The 23373-nt window shown below is 68.6% G+C and carries 22 protein-coding genes and 1 riboswitch; of the genes, 15 read left to right on the top strand and 7 right to left on the bottom strand.

The features are described from left to right. Positions 1–40 precede the first annotated feature (40 nt). A complete protein-coding gene (locus tag AC3A35_RS13850) occupies positions 41–943 on the bottom strand; it encodes a LysR substrate-binding domain-containing protein (RefSeq protein ID WP_487436713.1) in 903 nt (300 codons plus the stop codon). A 266-nt stretch (positions 944–1209) separates the two neighbouring features. Between AC3A35_RS13850 and AC3A35_RS13845 the strand changes: the two genes are divergently transcribed. Further along, complete coding sequence (locus AC3A35_RS13845; RefSeq protein WP_487436711.1) at positions 1210–2565, top strand: dicarboxylate/amino acid:cation symporter; 1356 nt, start codon at positions 1210–1212, stop codon at positions 2563–2565. Positions 2566–2629: 64 nt separating this feature from the next. Further along, entirely contained in the window at positions 2630–4096 is a 1467-nt protein-coding gene (gene cuyB, locus AC3A35_RS13840; protein WP_487436710.1) for a cysteate racemase, read from the top strand. 24 nt (positions 4097–4120) lie between these two features. Here the strand turns inward: cuyB and AC3A35_RS13835 are convergent, their stop codons facing one another. Beyond that, complete coding sequence (locus AC3A35_RS13835) at positions 4121–4756, bottom strand: dioxygenase family protein (protein WP_487436709.1); 636 nt, start codon at positions 4754–4756, stop codon at positions 4121–4123. Positions 4757–4907: 151 nt separating this feature from the next. On the opposite strand from AC3A35_RS13835, the gene AC3A35_RS13830 reads away from it, so the two are divergent. Further along, the gene (locus tag AC3A35_RS13830; protein WP_487436708.1) at positions 4908–5387 is read left to right on the top strand and encodes a metallophosphoesterase family protein; all 480 of its coding nucleotides are present in this window, start codon (positions 4908–4910) and stop codon (positions 5385–5387) included. A gap of 436 nt (positions 5388–5823) precedes the next feature. After that, positions 5824–6420 (top strand): hypothetical protein, encoded by a 597-nt coding sequence (locus AC3A35_RS13825; protein ID WP_487436707.1) that lies wholly within the window; start codon positions 5824–5826, stop codon positions 6418–6420. Positions 6421–6440: 20 nt separating this feature from the next. Here AC3A35_RS13825 and AC3A35_RS13820 read toward each other — a convergent pair whose 3' ends face one another. Beyond that, the gene (locus tag AC3A35_RS13820) at positions 6441–8543 is read right to left on the bottom strand and encodes a 3-hydroxybutyrate oligomer hydrolase family protein (RefSeq protein WP_487436706.1); all 2103 of its coding nucleotides are present in this window, start codon (positions 8541–8543) and stop codon (positions 6441–6443) included. Between the two features lie 234 nt (positions 8544–8777). Here AC3A35_RS13820 and AC3A35_RS13815 point away from each other — a divergent pair, with 234 nt between their 5' ends. The 4 genes from AC3A35_RS13815 to AC3A35_RS13800 all read left to right on the top strand — a co-directional run bounded on the left by AC3A35_RS13815 (position 8778) and on the right by AC3A35_RS13800 (position 13601). Continuing rightward, positions 8778–9485 carry an alanyl-tRNA editing protein gene (locus tag AC3A35_RS13815; protein WP_487436705.1) on the top strand — a complete coding sequence of 236 codons (708 nt, stop codon included), beginning with the start codon at positions 8778–8780 and terminating at the stop codon, positions 9483–9485. Positions 9486–9763: 278 nt separating this feature from the next. After that, positions 9764–11191: an AAA family ATPase gene (locus AC3A35_RS13810; RefSeq protein ID WP_487436704.1), complete on the top strand. Its 1428-nt coding sequence runs from the start codon at positions 9764–9766 to the stop codon at positions 11189–11191. A 2-nt stretch (positions 11192–11193) separates the two neighbouring features. After that, entirely contained in the window at positions 11194–12768 is a 1575-nt protein-coding gene (locus AC3A35_RS13805; protein WP_487436703.1) for a VWA domain-containing protein, read from the top strand. Beyond that, positions 12765–13601, top strand: a complete 837-nt coding sequence (locus AC3A35_RS13800) for a Rossmann-like domain-containing protein (protein WP_487436702.1) — start codon at positions 12765–12767, stop codon at positions 13599–13601. The genes AC3A35_RS13805 and AC3A35_RS13800 overlap by 4 nt, the downstream gene beginning before the upstream one ends. 137 nt (positions 13602–13738) lie before the next feature. Here the strand turns inward: AC3A35_RS13800 and AC3A35_RS13795 are convergent, their stop codons facing one another. Beyond that, positions 13739–14275, bottom strand: a complete 537-nt coding sequence (locus AC3A35_RS13795) for an outer membrane lipoprotein (protein WP_487436701.1) — start codon at positions 14273–14275, stop codon at positions 13739–13741. A gap of 387 nt (positions 14276–14662) precedes the next feature. After that, positions 14663–14858, top strand: a riboswitch (cobalamin riboswitch). A 48-nt stretch (positions 14859–14906) separates the two neighbouring features. Here AC3A35_RS13795 and bluB point away from each other — a divergent pair. From bluB to AC3A35_RS13760, 7 genes are all read left to right on the top strand, one after another. Beyond that, positions 14907–15659, top strand: a complete 753-nt coding sequence (bluB, locus tag AC3A35_RS13790; protein WP_487436700.1) for a 5,6-dimethylbenzimidazole synthase — start codon at positions 14907–14909, stop codon at positions 15657–15659. Positions 15660–15839: 180 nt separating this feature from the next. Beyond that, the gene (gene pqqA, locus AC3A35_RS13785; RefSeq protein WP_002924740.1) at positions 15840–15914 is read left to right on the top strand and encodes a pyrroloquinoline quinone precursor peptide PqqA; all 75 of its coding nucleotides are present in this window, start codon (positions 15840–15842) and stop codon (positions 15912–15914) included. A gap of 60 nt (positions 15915–15974) precedes the next feature. Then, positions 15975–16268, top strand: a complete 294-nt coding sequence (gene pqqD / locus AC3A35_RS13780) for a pyrroloquinoline quinone biosynthesis peptide chaperone PqqD (RefSeq protein WP_487436699.1) — start codon at positions 15975–15977, stop codon at positions 16266–16268. Beyond that, positions 16237–17391, top strand: coding sequence for a pyrroloquinoline quinone biosynthesis protein PqqE (gene pqqE, locus AC3A35_RS13775; RefSeq protein ID WP_487436698.1), 1155 nt, complete (start codon positions 16237–16239; stop codon positions 17389–17391). The genes pqqD and pqqE overlap by 32 nt, the downstream gene beginning before the upstream one ends. 92 nt (positions 17392–17483) lie before the next feature. Next, complete coding sequence (locus tag AC3A35_RS13770) at positions 17484–17993, top strand: hypothetical protein (protein ID WP_487436697.1); 510 nt, start codon at positions 17484–17486, stop codon at positions 17991–17993. Further along, positions 17971–19209 carry a 3-phosphoserine/phosphohydroxythreonine transaminase gene (serC, locus tag AC3A35_RS13765; protein WP_487436696.1) on the top strand — a complete coding sequence of 413 codons (1239 nt, stop codon included), beginning with the start codon at positions 17971–17973 and terminating at the stop codon, positions 19207–19209. The genes AC3A35_RS13770 and serC overlap by 23 nt, the downstream gene beginning before the upstream one ends. After that, entirely contained in the window at positions 19206–20048 is an 843-nt protein-coding gene (locus tag AC3A35_RS13760; RefSeq protein ID WP_487436695.1) for a dihydroorotate dehydrogenase, read from the top strand. The genes serC and AC3A35_RS13760 overlap by 4 nt, the downstream gene beginning before the upstream one ends. Here AC3A35_RS13760 and AC3A35_RS13755 read toward each other — a convergent pair. The 3 genes from AC3A35_RS13755 to AC3A35_RS13745 all read right to left on the bottom strand — a co-directional run bounded on the left by AC3A35_RS13755 (position 20038) and on the right by AC3A35_RS13745 (position 23310). Further along, entirely contained in the window at positions 20038–22239 is a 2202-nt protein-coding gene (locus AC3A35_RS13755) for a 4Fe-4S binding protein (protein WP_487436694.1), read from the bottom strand. The two genes, AC3A35_RS13760 and AC3A35_RS13755, sit on opposite strands and share 11 nt — an antisense overlap. A 20-nt stretch (positions 22240–22259) precedes the next feature. Beyond that, entirely contained in the window at positions 22260–22826 is a 567-nt protein-coding gene (locus AC3A35_RS13750) for a hypothetical protein (protein WP_487436693.1), read from the bottom strand. A gap of 148 nt (positions 22827–22974) precedes the next feature. Further along, positions 22975–23310, bottom strand: a complete 336-nt coding sequence (locus AC3A35_RS13745; protein WP_487436691.1) for a thioredoxin family protein — start codon at positions 23308–23310, stop codon at positions 22975–22977. Positions 23311–23373: the final 63 nt, after the last annotated feature.

The raw sequence follows: 23373 nt of genomic DNA, 5'->3' as shown, positions 1-23373 counted from the left end.
GGAATCCGCCCCGCGACATACCCGCGCTGTGGCCCGCCGCTCAGCTGCCGGACATGCCGAGGCTGGCCGCCCAGATCCGCTCGACCTCGGGCCGGGTGAGTTCGGCCTTGCGATACAGCGAGATCGCCAATGGCGCGGTGTGGCGATCGTCGCCGGCAAGGACGAGCGATCCGGCCGCCAGTTCGTCCCGCACCGCGAGCTCGGGGATCCACGCAATCCCGGCGCCCGCCACCACGCCGCCCTTGAGCACGTCGGACATCGAGCACTCATAGCGGAAGTCGAGGCGGGCGGCGAGGTCCTCGCGATCGATCACCGTCGAAGTCAGCCGTCCGAGATAGCTGTTGCCCGAATAGCACAGATAGGGGAGCACCTTGTTGCCCCGCAACGAATAGCGCGGGCTGCCGTCGGGCGCCGGCGCACTGACCGGAACGAGTCGTTCATGGGCGAGCGGGGTCGATGGATAGCGGTCCATGTCGGCCAGGGTCGGCAAGGCCGCACTGCTGTAGGCCAGCATCAGGTCGCAGTGCCCGGTGATCAGCGCCTCGACACAGCCGGCGACGTTGTCGGCGATGACCCGTGCCTTGATCGCACCGATGCCGTCCTGCATGCGGGCGTGCCAGTCCGCAAAGAAGCTCACGGCAATCGTGTGCGAGGCGGCGATCAGGACGATCTCTCCCGCCTTCGGCATGAAGCCTTGCGCTTCCTCGCGACCGTTGCGCAAGGTATCCAAGGCCTCCTGGGCCGTCTTGCGGAAGGCATTCCCCGCCGGGGTCAGGTTGATCGGAAAGAGGCTGCGATCGACGAGCATGGCGCCGACCCAATACTCGAGATTGCGGATCCGCCGGCTGAACGCGGGCTGGGTCACGTTGCGCAGCTCGGCCGCGCGCGAGAAGTTGCGCGTGACCGCCAGGGTCAGGAAATCCTCCAGCCAGTTCAATTCCATGACGCTCTCCGCCTTTTGTCGAGGGATACACAGGATCACCGGAGCCAGTTTATCGCCGGGCGGAGGGGAACCCGCAGGGCGATGCAGAATTTGCATGACACATCCAAAAAAGGAATTGGGCAAGTCAATTCAGACTCCGTATAAATCGGCCATCAAGGCCGAGCAAAAGAGCCCGATTCCTCCTCGCGGCGGCGCCCGGCGCGAGCTAAAACAAACACCATGGCAACCCTGTCCCGGACGAACCGGGCACAGACCAGGAGACCGAAATGAAGCAAGCACCCCCACCCGCCCGCCGCGGAATGTTCGCATTCTGGACCGGAATGCAACTCTGGAAGCAGATCCTCATCGCGCTCACTGCCGGACTGGCGCTGGGGGTCGTGCTCAACCAGACCGGCAACGCCGATCTCGCCACCAGCATCAAACCGGTTGGCGACCTGTTCATCCGCGGCATCAAGATGCTGATCGTGCCGCTGATCTTCGTGTCGCTGGTGACCGGGGTGGCATCGCTGCAGGACCTCTCCACCATGGGGCGGCTCAGCGCCAAGACCTTTGCCCTCTACCTGGGAACGACCGCAATCGCGATCACCATCGGTCTCGCCCTGGCGGCCATCTTCAAGCCGGGGATCGGGATCGAGCTCGGCACCGCCAAGGCGGTCACCGTGAAGGATGCGCCGACGCTCGCCGACACCATCCTGGGCCTCGTGCCGACCAATCCGATCGAAGCGTTCGCCACCGCCAACGTCCTGCAGATCATCGTGTTCGCCATCCTGTTCGGCCTGGCGATCACGCTCGCGGGCGAGGTCGCGAAACCGGTGAAGACCTTCTTCGAGTCGGCCGCCGAGGTGATCTACAAGCTCACGTCCATCGTCATCTCGTTCGCGCCCTACGGCGTGTTCGCGCTGATGACCTGGGTCGCCGGCACCTACGGGCTGGACGTCCTCGCGCCGCTGGCGAAGGTGATCGGCATGGTCTATCTCGGCTGCGCGGTCCACGCCGTGGTGGTCTATGGCGGACTGCTCAGGTTCCTGGCCGGGCTCAACCCGGTGCGCTACTTCCAGGGCTGTATCGAACCGGTCATGGTCGCATTTACGAGCACCTCCAGTTCCGGGACGCTGCCCGTCACCATGATGTCCGCCGAACGCAATCTCGGCGTCTCGCGCAGCGTCTCGAGCTTCGTGTTGCCGCTGGGGGCGACCATCAACATGGATGGCACCGCCCTGTACCAGGGCGTGTGCGCCGTCTTCATCGCCCAGGCCTATGGCGTCGACCTGAATACCAGCCAGTACCTGACCATCATTCTTACCGCTACCCTGGCCTCGATCGGCACCGCCGGGGTACCGGGCGCCGGGCTGATCATGCTGTCGCTGGTACTGGCCTCGGTCGGATTGCCGATGGAGGGGGTCGCGATCATCGCCGGCATCGACCGCATTCTCGACATGGCCCGTACCGCGTTGAACGTGGCCGGCGACTGCGCGGTGACCTGCGTGGTCGCGAAGAGCGAAGGCGAACTGGATCAGGCCGTTTATGATACGGCCCACGTCCTCCGGGCCGACGAACTCCTCGGCGCCCGGGACCTGGTGACGGACACGGGTTTACCGTCATCCCCGCAGACCTCGGCCTGACCCGACACGGGGCCGATCCGGCCCCGTGACCTTACCCCGGCACCCCATGACCAGGAGACAATTCGTGTCTAACCCCGCCGGCAAGACCCCGCAGCAGCGCCGCTACGGCGTGGTCGGCGGTTTGGGCGCGGTGGCGGGCGCCGACCTGCTGCTGAAGATGATCCGCGCGACCCAGCGCGCCGCGGAGCGGCCGGCCGCCGACATCGCCTTCGAGCAGCGCCACTTCGAGGACGGGTCGGCCATTGGCGAGCGGACCTACGATCCGACCCGGCGCAAGTTCTATGTGTACAACGCGCTCAAGGACATGGAGGCGCGCGGCATAGACATCGCGCTGGTGCCGTGTTTCCTGTCGCACACCTTCCTGCGCGAAATCACGCCGGAACTCGACATGCGCGTGGTCAGCATGTTCGATGCCCTGCTCGACCGGGTCGAGCGGGAACATCCGGAGGTGCGGACGATCGGCATCCTGACCTCGACCTATGTGCAGCAGGCGGGCGTTTTCGAGCGCGCGTTCGAGGGCAGGGCCCGCGTCGTCTATCCGGACCCGGAGGTTCAGTCCGACCAACTGATGCGGGCCATCTATGGCACCAACGGGGTCAGGGCGGGCCACCATGGCGGCGACTGCGTCGACCTCCTGGTCGAGGTGTGCGCCCACCTCGTGGCCAAGGGGGCGGAGATCATCGTCCCGGGGATGACCGAGGTACCGCTGCTGATCGACCTGCTGCGTCCGCGCGTACCGGTGCCGCTGCTCGACTCCAATCTGGTCTATGCCGAGTACGCCTTGGGCGCCGGCACGGCAGTCCCCGAGCGCGAGTTCAAGCTGGGGGTGGTGGGCGGCGTGGGCCCCGCGGCGACGGTCGATTTCATGCACAAGGTGGTGCAGCTGACCCGGGCCACGCGCGATCAGGACCACATCAAGATGGTGGTCGAGCAGAACCCGCAGATCCCGGACCGCACCGCTAACCTGATCGGCAGCGGCGAAGACCCCACCATCGCGCTGCTCGCCACCTGCAAGCGCCTCGAGGCCGACGGCGCGAGCGCGATCGCGATTCCCTGCAATACCGCGCACGCCTATGTCGACCGCATCCAGCCCTACCTCGACATTCCGATCGTCAACATGTTGTCCGAGGTGGTGCAGCACATCCGGTCGCAGCTGCCCGCGGTAAGCCGGGTGGGATTGCTGGCGACCTCGGGGACGGTGGCGAGCGGGGTGTATCGCGACATCGTCGCCTCCGCGGGGATGGAACTGCTGGTCCCCGAACCGCCGGTTCAGGAACGCGTCATGGAGGCGATCTACGGCGACGCCGGGGTCAAGGCCGGGATCACCGCGGGGGAGTGCAGCGCTCACCTCGAAGCCGCGATCGCCCATCTGGCCGACCGCGGTGCCCAGGTGATCATCCTCGGATGCACCGAACTGCCGCTGATCCGCATCGGCGGCGGGCAGCGCCACGTCATTCCCCTGCTCGACCCCACCGCGGTCCTGGCCGCCCGCTGCGTCGAGCTTGCGCGCAAGACCCGGCTCGAGTCCTGAGCCGCGTTGCGCCGGCGCACCACATCAGGCGGGCTGCAGCACGAACACCACCTCGCCCGCCATCCCGCCACCGTCGTCGCGGAAGGCGATCCAGCGGCAGCTCTCGGGGTCGCGGTCCACCCCGTCGCGGCGTTCGCGCGCGGTGCCGCGCTCGTCCTGCCAGTAGGTCTGGGTCACCAGCGCGCGATGGCCGTCGGCAACCAAGCGCCAGTGCAGGTGGCGACGGCGGTTGCCGTAGTGCGCGGGCACGATGCTGCGAAAGCCGAAACGGCCGTTGGCATCGGTGACGACCTGGCCGCGCAGGTTGATCTCGTCGGCGCGGTAGCGTGCGATGTCGCCGTTGTCGTCCGGATGGTAGTGGCCGTCGCCGTCGGCATGCCACAGCTCCACACGGGCATCGGCCAGCGCGCTGCGCCCGTCGCGCCCGCCGAGCACGATGCCGGAAACCTGCATCGGCGTGCCCGCCATGTGCAGCAGGTTGATGTCCATCGTCACCGGTGCATTGCTCACATAGAAGGGCCCTGCGGTGGCGCTGCCGGTGGGGCCGCAGGTCGTGCAGTCGGCTGGCGCGCACTGCGTTCCGGCGGCAAGGACGTGCCGCCCCGCCGCAAGCAGCAGGCCGGCGCCCAACGAGGTGATCAGGGTGCGGCGGTCGGTCATGGCGGCGACTCCCGGAGGACGGATGTGCACCCTTTGTTCCCGCGCCGCCGCACTGGTTCCCGCCGCCGCGGCGGTCGCGGCCCACCCGCCGGCTGGCCGCCGGGCTTCCTGCCCCGGTAGACTGATACGCCCGATAGCCCGGAAACCCGCCATGCCCAGAATCGGCCTCATCTCCGACACGCACCGCCTGCTGCGGCCCGAGGCCCTCGCCTTTCTGCGGGGCTGCGACCGGATCATCCACGGCGGCGACATCGGTGCCGCCGCCATCCTCGATGGACTGGCCGCCATCGCCCCGCTCACCGCGGTACGCGGTAACAACGATGCCGAGCCGTGGGCCGACGCCCTGCCGGAAACCGCACTGCTCCGGCTGGGCCCGGTGGCGATCCTCGCGATTCACGACCTCGCCGACCTCGACCTCATGCGACTCGACCCGGTGCCGAGGGTGGTGGTGTCGGGTCACTCCCACCGGCCTTCCATCGTGGATCGCGATGGCATCCTGTTCGTCAATCCGGGCAGCGCCGGTCCGCGCCGCTTCAAGCTGCCGGTATCGGTCGGCGAACTGGTGATCGGCGCCGACGGCACGGTCACGGCACGCACGGTGGAACTGACGGTTCGGAATCAGATTCGCTGATTGCCGAGGGCATGCCCGACGACGCCGCCTCACTGCGTTCGCTGCAGCTCTTCCTCAATGACAATTGCTTGCGGCTTGCGGCTCGCGCCGGCACCGGGCGTGGCACCGGCAGTAACCTTGCCGGCGCGTCCGGCGCGCCGGCGGCGTTCGCGGCTGGTCTCCGGCGCTGGCAATGGATCGCATCGGGTGCACAATTTTGTGCGTTCCGTGCGGGCGCCGATCGTCCGCGATCATGACGTGCAGGCTCGGCTGAAGATGACGATCAACTAAATCGAAGCAGGAAAATTGCGCCAGATATCCTATTCTTCAAGTAACAATCACATCGAGGTCCGGGACGGCGTCGGCATCCGGGATTGACGCACGACAAACTGCAGCAAACGCGTGTGAACATGCTTGAACCATCGAGTCGCAACTAGATAAACGAGGAGACAAGACCATGCAAGCAACAGCGATCCATGACGCACCGGACTTCAGCCATGCCGAATACCTTCCTCCGCTCGACGAGCCCTGGGTGTGGGGGCTGCCTTGGGAGCGGCAGCTCGAGGCGGTATATGCGTGGCAGGAAACCTATGCCACCGTCGACGATGAGGCGTGCCAGTGGCGCGATGCATTGGCACCCTCCACCCCGGCTGCCAGCCCGGTGATCACGATGCAGACCGTAGTTCGGCTGAATACGCTCAACGTGGCATTGCGCGAGCGGCTGATGCAGATCAGCAACGAGGTGTCGAACATCGCCATTGCCGAGATGGCGCGGCGCAAGGACGGACCGGCCGACGGCAGCACGGTATCTGCGGCCAGCCCGCCTGCCGCGCCCGAACCGGTCGACGAGCGCAATGCGCAGCGACTCGCCGAACTGACCCGTGGCTGGTTCGAGCTGGTCGCTGCTGCGCAGGCCGGGATGAGCGCCTTGACCGGTTATGTGCCGCGCAGCGGCCAAGCCGATACGACCCAATCGGCGGCCAGGCGCCCGCTGGTGGAGCGGCGACAGTGCGTGATCGCGGTCGACTTCGCCGACCGCCGCAAGGCCGGATAAGCGCACCGGCGGGGCACTGATCAGTCCGGCACCTGCACCGTGCCCCGCTGCACCGTGATCAGATCCGCACCGGCCGGAGCCGCAGCAATCGCCGGCAGATTGGCCGTGGTCACCGCTGGGGCGGCTCCCGGGGTGCCACCGCGCGGCACGGTACGAACGACCTGCGAAGGCGGCAACGGAACGCCGTCGACGAGATGCGCCCACATCAGGTCGAGCGCCTGGCCGCCGTAGTAGTGCAGCGGAAGCAGGCGCGTGTCGTAGCCCGCCAGCGGCAGGAATGCGTCGAAGTGCTGACCGTTGGTGACCTCGATGTAGGACAGGCGACTGCGCCCGCCCTCGCGAAGGCTGTTGAGGCCCAGGTAGGGCCGCGACGTGTGGTTCACCGGCACCAGCGTGTCCGAGCGGCCGTGCACGATGAGGGCCGGCCGACCGTCGAGGTCGCCCGTCACCCATGCCCGGGCAATTGCCTTGGTCACCCTGCGTTCGTCCGCCAGTGCACGCAGGCAGGCCGCGCCGTCCCAGTAGTAGTCGGCCAGACCGGTCGATGCCGAGACCGCGAGCGCCTCGCGGATCGGCCCGTTGGCCGCCCGTTCGGCAATCAGGTTGATGCCGGTCGACGGCGGGACGCCGTTGTTGCTCGCCCACAGGGTGGGCATGGGGCTGGTCACCGGGGGCGCCGGCAGTCCGCTGGTCGCATTGGTGGTGCCCATGGAATATCCGCACAGATCGTCGACCACCCGCGCCTGGGCGTAGGCGTTGGCATAGGTCACGCTCACCGCCGGGGTCGCCAGCGCGAAATGGGACGCGTGCAGCAGCGCGCTGTCCGCCTCCCACCCATACGCCACCAGCCGATTGCGCGCATCCTCGGCCTGCGCCGCGGCGGTCGCGCCCTCGACCAGGCCGGCGTTGGCCAGCGCCCGGCAGCGATTCTCGGCGAGCGCGGGGACGATCAGCGTCAGCAGCGGGCTGTCCGCGTTCGATGGCGCAATGGCGGCGCAGGGCTGCAGCAGGTTGGCATAGGTGGTGTAGTCGTAGAGCGGCCGACCGGCGTCGGGCACGAGCGTGCCGCCACGCATCACGCGCACGTGCCGGGCAGGTTCGAGATTGATCTGGGGCTCGACCACCACCACCGCGTCGATCAGCCCGGCACGGTCCTGCTCCGCCGCCGCAATGCTCGCGCCGCCACCGTTGGAAACGCTGGCGGCGATGACGACGGTGTTGTCGGGATGGATCGCCGCCCGATGCCGGCCGCGCCCGGCCGGCTGACCACCGTTGTGGTGGGCGTTGAGCACATGGAACGCGAACTCGATCGAATGCAGGGTCGCGCGCCCCCAGACGCGCTCGGGGTTGTCGCCGGAGTGGGCATGTTTCATCGCATAACGGTCGGGGTGCCCGGCCAGGTAGGCAGTGCGTTCTGCAGCGCTCAGCCTGGCCGCGAACAGGGCGTCCTTGCCGACCGTGGCCGCGTCCGCCAGCGTGCCGTCGATGCGAGTCACCAGGTTGGTTTCGAGTTCGTGCCCCCCCGCGCCGGTGCCCTTGTCGGTATACGCCACCGCGCAGCCACGCTTGAGCGCCCATTCGCCGGTGACGCCGATGGCGCCATACACGCCGCGCGAACCGCTGGACGGGCCGGCAACGATGCACGGGCGCGCCACATCGAAGCTGTCGGGCACCTGCACCATCACGGTGACATTGCGTACACCGTACACATTCCTGACGAAGGCGAGATACTCGGTGCCGGGAATCAACCCTTCACCCAGGGTGTCGTTGCCGGCGAGATCGATGTTGGGTCCGTACAGACGGCCGTAGCCGCCGTTGCTCGTGGTGTCGATCAGTGCCCGGTAGTTGGTGTGGATCGCGCGCCGGCGGAGTTCGGCCGGGGTCGGTGCGGCCGGATCGGCAATCGGCGGCAAGTCGGGCGAGGCAAGTCCGGTACGTCCCAGCCCCGCGGTCAGCAGGTCGTCGCCGTTCGCATGACGCGTGACGATGATCTCGCCCAGACCGGGCGGCCGGAAGTCGTGGCCGCCGAAACCGAACAGCAGGCTGCTGACGAGTATCGCCCCTGCGATCTGCAGGCGGTTGCCCGCAAGGTGCGCACAACGCGCGCGGCTATCACGATTCATGTTTCCTCCTGTCGATGCTTCAGGTACAACAGAACCATAGATAGCCCAAAGGCATTCTTCAATTCATTTTGCACTTTATCGCGAACGCGCCGGGCACCCGTGACGACGCCCGTGCACGAGTCGCGGATCGGGGATGACCGTCACCCATTGAAGCCGTCGGCATGGTGCCCGGCCCCATGCCGGCACCATGATCGAACGCAAGGTCTCATGACCAATCGACCACCAGGAGCTCCCGTGAGTACACCAATCTTTCATGACGACAGTTATGCCCGGAGCTGCGAATCCGTGGTGACAGGCGCCGACGCCGCCGGCGTGGAACTGGATCGCACCGTGTTCTACCCTGCCGGCGGCGGACAACCCGGCGACCGCGGGGTACTCGTACTGGAGGACGGCAGCCGCCTGACCGTGGTCGATACCGTCAGGGGCGACGGCGGCGCGGTCGTGCACCGGCTCGCCGAAGGCTCGCTCCCACCGGCAACCGGCGCGCGCGTCACGGCCGAGATCGACTGGGCCCGCCGTCACCTGCTGATGCGCTACCACACCTGCCTGCACCTGCTGTGCGCGGTGGTCGGCGCGCCGGTCACGGGCGGACGCATGGCCGAGGACAAGGCACATCTGGACTTCGACATCGAGATGGAAAAACTCGCCGCGGACGAGATCGAAGCTGCGCTCAACGCACTGATCGCCCGTGACCTGCCGGTGGATATCGGCGCGATCACCGATGCCGAGCTCGATGCCAACCCCGGTCTGGTCAAGACCATGTCGGTGCAGCCGCCACGCGGGCAGGGCTCGGTGCGCACCATCCAGGTGGCCGAAGTGGATCTGCAGCCCTGTGGCGGTACGCATCTGCGCCGAACCGGCGAGATCGGCATCGCGCGCGTGGTGAAGATCCGTTCCGAGGGCAAGCGCAACAAGCGGGTAACGATCGTGCTCGAGGCATGAATCCGGCGGAGCCGGCGTCATTCACCGGCAGCGCAGGATCCCGCCGCGGTCCTCGGGACGCTTCCGGCAGCCGGGTTCCGCAGCACGACCGCGTTGACGATGGCGTGGATGGTGCGGGCCATGGTCATGACTGCCGATGCCTGCACGAGCATCCGGGGGCACGTCGACAACAGCGCGGCGGAGGACGCGCCTGCCGTTTCCACGGTCAGTGACTTCTGCTCGACCGTCTTTTAGGGCCGATCAAAGTCTAGACGCCGACCGAGTGCTAGGATGCCGCGATGGATCAATCTGATCGTCGGTCTCCGCACGGCATCCACGCCCGTTTGTCGCTCCTGGTCGACACCCTGGAGCGCGGCCTGGTGGAGCGCCGTCGGGTGGTGCGCCTGATCCTGCTCGCGGCCCTGGCCGGCGAGCACAGCCTGCTGATCGGTCCCCCCGGCACCGCCAAGAGCGAGCTGGCCCGGCGCCTGCATGCGGTGTTCGGCGACGCACGCTATTTCGAGCGCCTGCTGACCCGGTTTTCGGTACCGGAGGAGCTGTTCGGGCCGCTGTCGATCAAGGCCCTCGAAGACGATCGCTACGAGCGCCATACCGCCGGTTTCCTGCCCGATGCCTCGGTCGCGTTCATCGACGAGGTATTCAAGGCCAACAGCGCCATTCTCAACGCGCTGCTGACCCTGCTCAACGAACGCGAGTTCGACAACGGCGCCGGCCGCCAGCGCTGTCCGCTGATCAGTGCCATCGGCGCCACCAATGAAGTGCCGGAAGACGAAGTGGCGGAAGCCTTTTTCGATCGCTTCCTGGTGCGGGTGCCGGTCGAACCGGTGAGCGCCGCCGGTTTCGGCCGCCTGCTCGAGACCGACGCCTGGGCCGGCTGGGTCGCGCCGTCGGCCGAGCTGCGCCTGGACGCCGGCGATCTTGCCGCCCTGGGCGAGCTGGCACGGCAGGTTGTGCTGCCCGCCGAGGTGGCCTCGATCCTCGGTGAACTGCGCGCCCATTTTGCGACTGAACAGATTTATGTTTCCGACCGGCGCTGGGTCAAGGCGGTGTGGTTGCTGCGCGTGGCCGCCGCGTGCGAGGGGCGCGACATCGTGACCCTGTGGGACGTGCTGCTGCTACCGTGCTGTACCGCCCCCGATGCACCGCGCCAGGCCGCCGTCGGCGACTGGCTGCAGGCGCGCCTCGGCGTGCGTGCGGCGCTTGCGCCGCAGCGTCTGACCCGGGTGGTCGAGGCCTTCGAGGCCCAGCTCGACGCCGAGCAGAAAGCCAACGACCTCGACTACGACGAAGCCGGTCGTCTGCGCTTCTCCGCTAGCGAACTGGCCGGCGAGATCGGCGACGCCAAGGGCGGTGCCAGCGCACTGCGCATGAGCTACAGCCGCCAGCGCCGCTATGGCGCCCGTCACATCGCCGCCCGCACCGGCCAGATCGACGAGCTGATCACGCGCATCGACGGCTATGCCGACGAGTTGGCCGCCCGGCGCAACGGTCTCGCCGCCTACCGTGCGTCCAGCCTGTGGCTGGACGCCGCGCTTGCCGACCGCGTCGACGCCAATCTGGCCGCCCTGGCCACGGTGCTCGCCGGCCTGCGGCGGCGCGTGGCGGTGGCGCGCGAAGGCTACACCCGGCTGCCGCCCTTGCCCGCACACGAGGACCGCGGCGACGCGCCGGAGCCGGTGCCCCACCCCGTCCTCGACGGTGACTGAAGATGGTTTCCCCCGGTTCGCTGCTGTTCGAAGCCCGCGAGCTGCGTCTGGCCGCCCTCGACGACTTGTCGCGCAAGCTGTGGCTGGGCGGCATGACCAATGCGCAGGGCGAGCTCGAACCGCGTCTGCACGGGCTGGCGCTGCTTTACCAGGGCTTGCTCGACGGCGGCCTGCGGCCGGTCGGCGACTGGCCGTGGCCGCCGCCTGCCCTCGCCGCCGCCCTGGCCGGGACCATGAACGGCCTGGGCCTGCCCGCCTACTGCCGGGACCAGCAGGAGCTGAGCGTTACCGTCCTTATGAGCGTGCTGTTCCACCTCGACCTGATCGTCGACTATCGCGACCGCGGCGCCAACGCTGACGAGGCGGCAAACATGGCACTGGAGGCCTTCGCCGCCGACTGGAAGACGCGCTGCGGCCAGATCGACGAGCTGGTCGAGGTCTTCGGCATGCTGCCCGAAGGGAGCAAGAACACGCGCTGGGACATGATCTGCGGACTGCTGCGCAGCGAGGGCTGGCAGGAGGTGGTGCGCATCCGCCGCCTGCTCGAGCGCCTGCCCGAACTGGGCCGGCTGATCCGCGGCCTGGGCCGCAGCCGGCGGGCGGATGAGCCCGACGCCGCCAGCCAGCACCGCGTACAGGTCATGGAGCAGGCCGTTGCGCAGCGCCCGGAGGCGCGCACCGTGCACGTGCCCGACATGCCGGGCGAGACGCGCGGCATCAAGCGCTCCGACCGCATCGCCCGCATGCTGCCGGCCGAGGCCATGCTCCTTGGCCATCCCCGTCTGCGCCTGGTGTGGCATGCCCGCCGCGCCGAACGGACCCTGCTCGCCTATGAGGACGACGACCGGATGGAGGAAGTGCATCTGCACCAGGCACCCGTGTGGCGACCGCATCCGCAACCGGAACCGGACAAGCGCCTGGAGATGGGACCGATCATGGTGTGTGTCGACACCTCGGGTTCCATGCAGGGCGGCGCCGAGGCGGTCGCAAAGGCGACCGTCCTCGAAGCCGTGCGCACCGCCCACGCGCAGCAGCGGCCGTGTCACGTGTTCACGTTTGGCGGCCCCGACGAAGTGGTGGAGATGGAACTGGGCGTCGACGCCGACGGTATCGAACGCCTGATCCGCTTCCTCGGCCAGACTTTCAGCGGTGGCACCGACATCTGCGGCCCGCTCGACAGGGCGATCGAAAAACTCGAGGACACGCGCTGGCAACTGGCCGACCTGTTGCTGGCCTCGGACGGCGAGTTCGGCGCTACCCGGGACGTGGTTGCACGGCTGGAACGGGCCAAGACCGAACTGGGTTTGCGCGTGCAGGGCATTCTGATCGGTGACCGCGAGACGGTCGGCCTGCTCGAGGTGGCGGACGACATCCTGTGGGTGCGCGACTGGCGCCGTTACGGCAGCATCGATGCCGACTCGCCGGTGCATTCGAAGAGCCTGACCGCGATGTACTTCCCCGGCGCACTGCGCAGCCCGGAAAACCGGCGATCCACCGTGTCCGGCGACACCGCCTCGGCGGCCGTGCGCGCCGGTTTGCACCGCGGCGAGCATTGCCCCGACCAGGAGCATCCATGAGTTTTTCCACCGACTACCTCGCCCAGCTCGAACGGTTTGCCGCCCGCGGCCCGCTGCCTCGCATCCGTGCCCTTCATCTGCCGCCGGCGCAGCCCAACGCCGACAATCGGGGCGAGTTCTGCGCCGTGGAACTGGACGACGGCGCGCTCGGCCTGTCCTACGTGCTGCTCGACGACACCCTCGCCCGCCTGCATGACACGGCCCACCCCGCGGCACTGGCCGGCGCCGACGCGCTGGAAGTGGCGCGACGTTACGCCGGCGGCACCGGCATCGACAAGACCATCGGCTTCGCCGCGGCCAATGCCCTGACCCGCTGCCTGTACGACCGCGCCGGCTTCCGCCCCGACAACAGCGCCGACTCCATCGGCCAGCTGCAACCGCAGGCCGGCGAGTCGATCGGCATGATCGGCCTGTTCATGCCTTTGCTCGGGCGCATCCTGGACTCGGGCGCAAAGCTGACCGTGGTCGAACTCAAGGCCGAACTCGCCGGGGAACACGCGGGCTACCGGGTCACCACGGATGCCGCCGAACTCGCCGGCTGCACCAAGGTGATCTCGACCAGCACGCTGCTGCTCAACGACACCCTGGACCGCATGCTGGCCTGTTGCCGCGACGCACGCTGGATCGCGATGATCGGCCCCAGTGCCGGCTGCCTGCCCGATGCGCTGTTTGCCCGCGGCGTCACCTTTGTCGGTGGCAGCTGGGTGACCGACCGTGCAGCCTTCATCGACGCCCTCGAGTCCGGCGCCTCGCGCACTGCGAGCGCCGAGAAGTACGCCCTGACCCGCGCCAACTACCCGGGCTTCGACGCACTGCTGGCGCGCACCTATTAAACCGGCAATGAGAGACGTGAAGTCTGGGTCGGCACCTTGTCCCTCCCCCTCCAAGGGGAGGAAGGAGCCCGAGGCCGCAGTTGCCCCGCTGTGACGAAGTTGCGACCGTGCCCGTCCCTCCGGATCGAAGCGAGGGATCAGTACCGGCGCAGAACCCCTGCGTTGTCGATGTATACCCGGTCGCCGACGCGGAAATCGGCAGTCATCCCTTGCGTCAGCACCTGATGGGCGCCCTGTTCCATGCGAACGGTGAACCGGTAGTCGTCGCTCACGGTCTGTGCCGGAGCGTTCCGGTTCCGGTTCTCGAGGACGTGACCGGCGTAGGCACCGCCGGCGACACCGACAACCGTGGCGATCGTCTTGCCGGAGCCTCCTCCGACCTGGTTGCCGACGAGCCCCCCGACCACGGCCCCCGCCACGGTACCAAGGCCGATCGAGCTGCCGCCGATACCCGTGTTCGCGCTCGTGACCGGCTGCTGGACCCGCTCGATCGCCTGCAGCACGCCATAGCCGGAGTAGATGTTGGACGATGATACGTTCTCGGTGACCGGGTAGGACTGAGTACCGACACCAGTGCCGGCGGCGCTTCCGGGCAACCCCATGTTGGTGCACCCGCCAAGGGCGGCGACGAGCGCGAGGGCGAGCGCTGTCTTGAAACAAATGATCGTGTGCATGGCAAGCTCCTGCTCTTTATGCTGGATCGGGCCGTGCTCGCCGGACGGTCCGCAACTGAACCGAACGGCACGGGCTGGCCAGCTCGAGTCGTCCTGGCTGGTCCACCTGCATGCACCCATCAGCATCGACACTGCCGGCGCCGCGGAGCGGGGCCATCAAGCAGGATCGTTATCAACAGTGTGTTCCCGATTGCGCGCGGCCTCTGTGCGCACGAGTACATTGGGCGGCGCCGGCCCGATCACCATCGGCCGTCGCTGCGCGACCATTCCCGACCGCGACGGCCTGCTGCGCTTGCGCGACCTGGGCTGCGGAGTCGGGTCTGTGCGCCGGCACACCCGCGACGGGAGGGCGGCAGCTGCCGGTGCCGCCGCCGATCCCGTAGAATCACGCGTTTTCTGCTTCGAGGTGCCCGCGCCCTGCGCGCGGGAGAATCGGGAAGGCGGTGAGATTCCGCCACGTGCCCAGCGCCGTGATGGGGATTGTCCGGGCAAGCTTGTGCCCAGCCACTGGTCCGCGAGACCGGGAAGGCGTCCGGACGAAATGATCCTGAGTCGGAAGACCGGCCTCGAAGCGTTTCCGCAACGGCCTGGTCGGCCGCTGCCCACTGCTCGACGACAAGGGGAATACTTCATGAGCAGCCCACGGCAAGACCCGCAACAAACCATCCAGAGCAACCCCGGCTTCAGCACCGCGGAGCGTGACGCGGTGTACCGCGCGATCCACACCCGTCGCGACGTCCGCGGCCAGTTCCTGCCCGATCCGGTGCCCGACGAGGTCCTCGCGCGAGTGCTGACCGCCGCCCACCATGCGCCCTCGGTCGGCTTCATGCAGCCGTGGGATTTCATCGTGGTGCGTTCGCCCGAGATCAAGGGCAGGGTCAACCAGGCCTTTCGCGCGGCGCATGCCGAGGCCGAGTTGATGTTCGACGAGGACAAGCGCAGCACCTACCGCAAGCTCAAGCTCGAAGGCATTCTCGAGGCGCCGATCAACCTGTGCATCACCTGCGACCGCAGCCGCAACGGCCCGGTCGTGGTCGGCCGCACCCACATCGCGGCGATGGACGTCTACAGCTCGGTGTGCGCGGTGCAGAACCTGTGGCTGGCCGCGCGCGCGGAAGGCCTGGGGGTGGGCTGGGTCAGCATCTTCGAGCAGCAGGCGCTGCGCGAGGCGCTCGGCATCCCGCCCGAGATCATCCCGGTGGCCTACCTGTGCATCGGCTACGTCAGCCACTTCCATGCCCGACCCGAGCTCGAGGCCGCCGGCTGGCTGCCGCGCATGGCGCTCGACCAGCTGCTGCATTTCGATCGCTGGCAGGGGCAGGCCGACGCGGCCGGCAGCGCGCTGCTCGCCCAGATCGGCAAGGTCCGGCCGATCCTGCCTTAACCCATATCAAAAATCCGGAACGCGGCACACGAATCATGATTTTCGCCGCTGCCGGCTCATGATCCTGCTGATGCCTGAACGCTGATTTTACGGTTCCGGCCGACGGGCCCACGCGGGGAGAATGGTTCCGGACCGGTCACCTGGCCGGTTCGCATTCCATCATCCTCGAGGAGCCCTACCATGCAGTGGACCGACCCCGCGTATTGCGACATCCGTCTCGGCTTCGAAGTGACCGCCTACGTCTACGTTCGCTGAGCACATGCACTGTGGCCGGGGCGGCGCACGCCGCTCCGGCCGCAGCAAGGAGTCCGCCGCATGACCGAGACCAGCCGCCCCGCCGCCGGCGAGCGCTACGCCCTCAATCCGATGTACCTGTTCCGCTGGGAACCCACCCAGGACGCCCACGTCCTGCTTTACCCCGAGGGCATCGTCAAGCTCAATCCGACCGCTGCCGACATCATCGCGCGCTGCGATGGCCAGCGTACGGTCGGCGAGCTGGCGGCCGAGTTGCAGCAACGCTATCCGGGCGATGACGATCGCGTCGCCGACGGCGTTTACAAGTTCGTGGAGGTGTTCCGTGCCAAAGGATGGATCCGTCGTCAGGCTTGACGGTCAGGGCAAGCCGCTGTGGCTGGTGCTCGAACTGACCTATCGTTGTCCGCTGAAGTGCCCGTGGTGCAGCAACCCGGTCGATTACACCCGTCGTGAAGACGAAGAGCTGTCCACCGCGGAATGGAAGCGCGTGCTGCGCGAGGGCCGCGAACTCGGCGCGGTGCAGCTCGGCTTCACCGGCGGCGAACCGCTGCTGCGCGACGACCTCGAGGAACTGGTCGCCGATGCCAGCGCGCTGGGCTATTACACCAACCTGATCACCTCCGGCGTGGGCCTGTCCGACGAGCGCCTGGTCGCGCTGAAGCAGGCCGGCCTCAACCAGATCCAGCTCTCGCTCCAGTCCAGCGAGCGCGAGCTCACCGACCGCCTGGTCGGCGCGCGCGTGTTCGACCTCAAGGTCAAGGTCGCCCACCTGATCAAGGCCCACGGCTTCCCGATGGTGCTCAACGTCCCGGTGTTCCGCCACAACATCGACCAGGTCGAGGACATCCTCGCGCTGGCGGAGCACATCGGTGTCGACTACCTCGAGTTCGCCAACATCCAGTATTACAACTGGGCGTTGATCAACCGCGACGCGCTGCTGCCCACCCGCGACCAGCTCGACGCCGCCGAACGCGCGGTCCAGGCGGCGCGCGCGCGTCTGGGCGAGCGGATGACGATCTACTTCGTCATCCCCGACTACTTCGAGGGCCGTCCCAAGGCGTGCATGAACGGCTGGGGCTCGATCCACCTCACCATCGCGCCCGACGGCGCGGCGATGCCGTGCCAGGAGGCGCGCGTCATCGAAGGCCTGGAATTCCCTTCGGTGCGCGAGCAAAGCCTCGCCTGGCTGTGGAACGAATCGCCCACCTTCCGCAAGTTCCGCGGCGACGAGTGGATGCGCGAGCCGTGCCGCTCGTGCCCGGAGAAGGAACAGGACTTCGGCGGCTGCCGCTGCCAGGCCTTCCTCCTCACCGGCGACGCCTGCAACACCGACCCTGCCTGTGCGCGCTCGCCGCAGCATCACCTGGTCAGTGACGCCATTGCCCGCGCGCAAGCGCCCGCGGCCCGGCTGCAGCCGCTGGTGATGCGCAACGACCACAATTCGTGGGCACGCATGGAGTTCGAGCGCGATGAGTAGGATCCTCGATTCCTCGCTCACCACCGTGCTCCTCGGCGTGGCCCTTACCGCCATGCTCGCGCTGCTGCTGCGGCTCGCCGGCTGAGGGCGCGATGATGGAAAACATGGTGCTCGAAGCGATTGCACGCTGGTTCCACTTTGCCGGCGCGCTGGTGTGGATCGGCCACAACTACGCCACCGCGGTCACCCGCTCGCGCTACGTGGCCCTGAATGCGGCCGACCTGAGCGACCCGGACAGCCCGCGCCAGCGCGCGCTCATGCAGCGCGAGCACGGCACCTTCCGCTACGCCTCGCTGCTGACGCTGGGCAGCGGGCTATTCATCCTGTGGCAACGCGGCTGGCTGTTCGAGGCCCTGAGCCTGCACGGCAGCCTGGCGCCGCTCGGGATCGGGATCTGGATCGCGGCGCTGATGGTGTGCAATCTATGGTTCGTGCTGTGGCCGTACCAGAAGCGGGTGCTGGGCTTCGTGCCCGCCCCGCTCGACGAGCGCCTGCGCGCCTCGCGCATCACCTTCCTGTCGGCGCGGGTCAACACCCTGCTGTCGATTCCGGTGCTGTTCTTCATGGGCCTGGGCGCGCATGCCGGCGCGCTCTTTTCCTGAACCCTTCGCCGCCTGGCAGGCGGCACCCGGATTCAGCTTTTCCGCTGCGGCCGGCGCGCTGCCGGGGGTGGTCGCGAACGAGGTCGCCGCCGCGTGTCGGCCAGGACCGGGCTCGATCCTGAGCCTGCCCTTCACCACCGCCGCCTTCCGCAGCCTGCAGGCGGAAACCGAAGCCTGTCTGCGCCGCCTGCTGGCGATCCCCGAGGCTTTCGCGGTGCTGTTCATGGGCGGCGGCGCCAGCGCCCAGTTCGCGCTGCTGCCGATGAACCTGCTGGGCCACCGCGAGGACGCCGCGGACGCTGACGACAGGGCGGCGGGGAGCGGCGCAGCGGGCCGGGCACTCTATATCGACAGCGGGTATTGGTCGCGCCGTGCGCTGGCCGAGGCGCGGCACTACGGCGACGTGCGCGTGCTGGCCCTGGCCGCCGACGGCCGGATGGACGGAGACGATGTGCGCAGCACCGATCCGGACCGGTTTGAGGACGGGTCCGCGATCGACTGCCGGCGCTTTGCCTATGCCCACTTCACCAGCAACGAGACCGCCGACGGCGTGCAGTTCCATGCCTTGCCCGAGCTCGATCTGGCACTGGCGGCGGACATGACCTCCGACTTCCTCACCCGCCCGCTGGACTGGAGCCGGCTGGGCGTGGTCTATGCCGGCACCCAGAAGACCATCGGCACCCCCGGCCTCACCGTGATCGTCGTGCGCCGCGACCTGCTCGGCCACGCGCGTGCCGACACCCCGCGCATGATGAACTACGCGGAGCAGGCCGCGGCCGATTCGCGCCTGTGCACGCCGCCGGTGCTGCCGATCTTCGTCGCCCACCGCATGCTGCACTGGATCGAGGACGCGGGCGGGGTGGCGGCGATGGCGAGCCGGCTCGTGCAGCGCAGTGCCGCCGTGCACGGGGCGATCGACGACGCGAATGCGGGCGCGGGCGGGTTCTACACCCGGCGCGTGGCGCCGGCCTGGCGCTCGCAGGTCAATCCCTGCTTCGATCTGCCCGACACCACCTGCTGCGAGGACTTCATCGCCGCCGCGGACGCAGCGGGGCTGCGCGACCTGCGCGGCCATCCGCAGCGCGGTGGCGTCCGGGTGAGCCTGTACCACGGTCTGCCCGATGCCGCGGTCGAGGCGCTGGTCGCATTCATCGGCGATTTTGCCCGGCGCGGCCGGCGTACCGGCAGCACCCCGGGCCGCGTGCACAAACCATGATCGCCCGACTGACGCCACGCGCCCTGCGCACCCGCTGGGCGCTCGAAGCTCTGCTGCGCGCTCCTGCGCACCGGGGCGAACGCGCGGCGCCGCTGCCGCAGCCGGTGCGGACCATGGGGCTGGTGTTTCCGTCGCCACTCGGGCTCGCAGCCGGCTTCGACCGCCACGGCCGCCTGCTCGCGCACGGCGAGCGGCTGGGCCTGGGCGCGGTCGAGATCGGCAGCCGGTGGACGCTCGCCACCGTCCCGCCGGCGCGAGTGCGGGCGCACCGCCACGGGGTGCGGTGCGGTCTCAGTCTGGTCAAGCCGCCGGCGCTCGACTGGTCGCAGGCGGAAACGGCGGTCCTGAACGCCCTCACCGCGTGGCACGGAGCGGCCGACTACCTGACCCTGAATCCGGGGCGTGACTGCCCATCGGCTGCGCATTTCACCGCTCTGCTGGCCGCGCTTGCGCAGGCACGCGCGGGGCTGCCCCGCCGCCACCGACTGGCGCTGGTGGCCAAGCTGCCGGCGGCGTGGCTCGAGCACCGCGGGCGGGTCGAACTCGCCCGCCGCTGCGTCGATGCGGGCGCCGATGGCCTGTTGCTGTCGGCCGAAGGTGCCGCGGGTTTGGCCTGCGCCCGACTGGCGGAACTGGCCGCGGCGCTCGGCCCCGCGGTGTGCCTGATCAGTGTCGGCGGCATCGCCTCGGTGCATGAAGCACAGGCCCGGCTGCAGGCCGGCGCCGCGCTGGTTCAGGTCCATCGCGCGCTGCTGCGCGGCGGTCTGCCGACCCTGCGCCTGCTGACCCGGCTCGCCAACCCCGGCTCGACCGGGGCGGCCAGCCGGGTCAGCCGCTGATCCCGAGCGCGCCTCCGGCGTTTGCCGCAACGGCTGTGGTTCCGACCACGCCGTGTGCCTGCCCGTCCGCGCGCGCGCCCGGACGCCGCTGACCGCCCTCCCCGAGCTTCCATCCCTTGCGCCGGTACAGGATCAGCGGCGCGCAGCGCGTGTCGTCATGGTAGATGCCGACGCAGTCGAGGCACTGGAAGCAGTTGTCGTAATCGATCGTCCCGTCGCGTTCGATCGCATCGTAGGCGCAGCGGTGGCGGCAGGTCTGGCAGGGCTGGCCGCATTCGGCGCGGCGCACCAGCCAGGCGGGCATGCGCAGGCGGCCGCCGAGGGTGATCGCCGCACCGAGCGGGCACACGAAGCGGCAGAAGAACTTGTAATACACCGCGCTGATCAGCAGCATCGCCACCGTGTAGGCGACGAAGGGCCAGCTGCGGTCGAAACCGACCGTAATCGCGGTCTTGAACGGCTCGATCTCGACCAGTTGCTCGGCTGCGCGCGGCGCCCACAGCGCAGCCACCACCAGTGCGGCGAGAATGAAGTAGCGCCCGCGATCGAGCACGCGCGCCAGTCGGAGGGGCAGGCGACGCGCACGCACGCCGAGTCGGCGCCCGAGGATGGCAACGAACTCCTGCAGCGCGCCGAAGGGGCACAGCCAGCCACAGAAGGTACCGCGCCCCCAGACGAAGAAGCTAATCACCGTAAACGCGATCAGCAGCAGCGAGATCGGATCGTAGAGAAAACTGCCCAGCCCCTGGCCGGCATTGAGCGACTTGATCGCCCCGGTGATCTGCACCACCGAGAGCTGCCCCTGGCCGTACCAGCCGATGAAAACCAGGGTGAAGGCGAGAAAGGACAGGCGGAAGACGCGCAGCCGCGGGGCGCTGATCGAGATCCAGCGCGGGCGGGCGAGGACGACCGCGAGCAGTGCGAGGGCGGCGGCGATGATGGCGAGATCGCGGGCGCGGTCCTGCCAGGCGATGAGCCATTCCGGCAGCGGCTTGGGCGGATAGCTCAGCAGTGCGGCCGGCGGGACATAGTCGAGGCTCACCGTGCGCTCGGTGACGATCGGCAGGATCGCACCACGGGCACGGCTGAGGGTGAGCCCGAACTGCGCAACCTGGCCCGGATCGAGTCCCGACATGGGCGGGATCTGGACCGCCAGCAAGCTGTTGAAGCGCGGCGCGCCGGCGGGCGGGACCAGATCGAGGTCGAGATCGCGCGCCTCGTAGGGCACCTTGTCCTGGCTCAGCGCCAGGCGCTGTGGTGTCGTGCCGCGGACGAAGTGTGCGTCCACCAGCGCCGTCCGCCCGGCGGTGGCGACCCAGTAGGCCTGCTGCCCCGGCTCCAGGCTGCGCATCAGATAGGCATACATCGCATCGCCGAGCAGCGCGCGGCCGATGGTGGGCGCATTGAGCCAGGCGACGTAGAAGTCGACGCCGATCTGGTCGGGGGCGGCCAGGCCCTCGGCATCCTGGCCGGCGCCGTCGGTGCCGGCAAAGCGCTGCTCGACTTCATCGTTGCGCAGACTGAGGCGGCCGATATGGCCGCCTTGCACCAGCGCCGCGAAGTCGAGGCGCTCGAACACTTCGGCGCGGACCTGCGCCGGCGGGCCCGCTTGTGACGGCGCGGCGAACGCAAGCTCGGCGCGCGCCACCGCCAGCGCGGAGGTCAGTACGGTCTGGTTGAGGATGCGGATCGACGCGGTGGCCTTGCTCACGCCGTCGAGCACCACGCGTTTGTCGTCGCCGGTGCGCTTGGCGCTGCCGTAAATGGTGGCCACGCTGATCTGCTGCAGCAGGCTCTTGCCCGCGTACTGACGAACGAACTCGTGCAGCGGTACCTCGCCGAGGCCACTCAGGAACACCGGTTCGTGCTGGCGCAGCACTTCCACGCCCAGATAGGTGCCCTTGCGATCGATCGCGATCAGCACATTGAACGGCGTGCCCTCGAAGCCCGGGATGGGCGCCAGGTCGATGGATTCGAAGGCGTAGGCGACCGGCCCCGCATCCGGCTCCAGTTCGCTGCCGATCGGCCACGCGGGAATATTTTTCAGCTTGTCGCCGACCTGCAACGGCGGCGGGAAGCGCCGTTCCAGGTCGGCCTTGCCGAGCTCGCCGGCGTGGGCGGACAGGGTCGCGACGGCCACCATGGCAAGGAGCGCGGCGCATTGCCGGAAGCAGCGTCGAAAGCGACTCATGGTGCGATCGACAGGGCTGCCTAGCGGATCGTCAGCTTGCCGATCCAGCGGCTGCCGGGTGTAATCTCGCTGCGCTCGGCCGGCACGTAGGGTGCCACCGCAGCATCGGCGGGCGGCGCCGAAATCAGGTTCAGATCCACCGCTTCGGCGGTACCTACGATCCCCTCGTCGGTGATCGCCATCCGGTAATAGAGCCCGTTCCACAGGCGGGCGCCGAAATCCGACGGCGCCTTGTACAGGAACAGCAGCGCGTGTTCGAGCCACGACAGGTCGCTGCGGGTCACGGTCGAGGGATTGGGGTAAGGATAGGGGACGTGACACTGGATTTCGGCGCCTTCGAGACACTTGAACTCCTTCATCGACAGGAAGAAGTCCTTGAACGGCTTGTCGTCGAGGTGGAGCACGAAGCCGGTGTGCTCGCCCCGGGGCTCGAAGGTGACGGTGCCGATCCGGATGGCCTCGCCGTCGCGGGTGTGCATCGTCACCGTCCGGGTTCCTGCCATGTCCCACGCCGACGCCGCTGCGGGCGCCGCAAGCAGGAAGGCGCTCAGGACGATTGTCGCAAACGGGTGCGCTGTCGGTTTCATCGCTGCTCCTCCTCGGCCCGGCCCGATCGATGCGGTCGCGCTCGGCTCCACAGATTACGCCTGCAGCAGGAAAACCGCAGCCCGCATCGGGGAAGCGAGCGTTCACCTCCGCCCCGGCACGCGGGCCGCCACCCTCTTTCGTCGGCGCTCAGGGCGTCCGCAGGTGCGACGCCATCACCGCGAACGCATGGTCGATCTGCGCCGGATCGCCCGGTCGCACCAGACGGGCGACCTCCTTGCCGTCGGCGAGGAAGACCAGTGTGGGCCACAGTTTGACCTTGTAGCTGCGCCCCGGACGGCGGCCGGGACCGTCCTCGATCCTGATGTGCCGGACCTGTGGCCGGGCGGCGAAGGCCGGCGCCAGCAGCGGCTGCGCGGCGCGGCAGTAGCCGCACCATGAGGTGCCGAATTCGACCACGACCGCGCCGGGCAGGCTGTCGAGTTCGGCGCGGGTGGGTTCGGCTGCGGTATCGCCCGTTTTCATGGTCATGTTCCTTGCTGATGCCGGCCGCGTCACCGCCTTCCGCGCGGGCAGTGCCGGCGACAC

This window comes from Azoarcus sp. Soil_N_20 (assembly GCF_057656155.1).
This window is presented reverse-complemented; position numbering and strand designations above follow the sequence as displayed.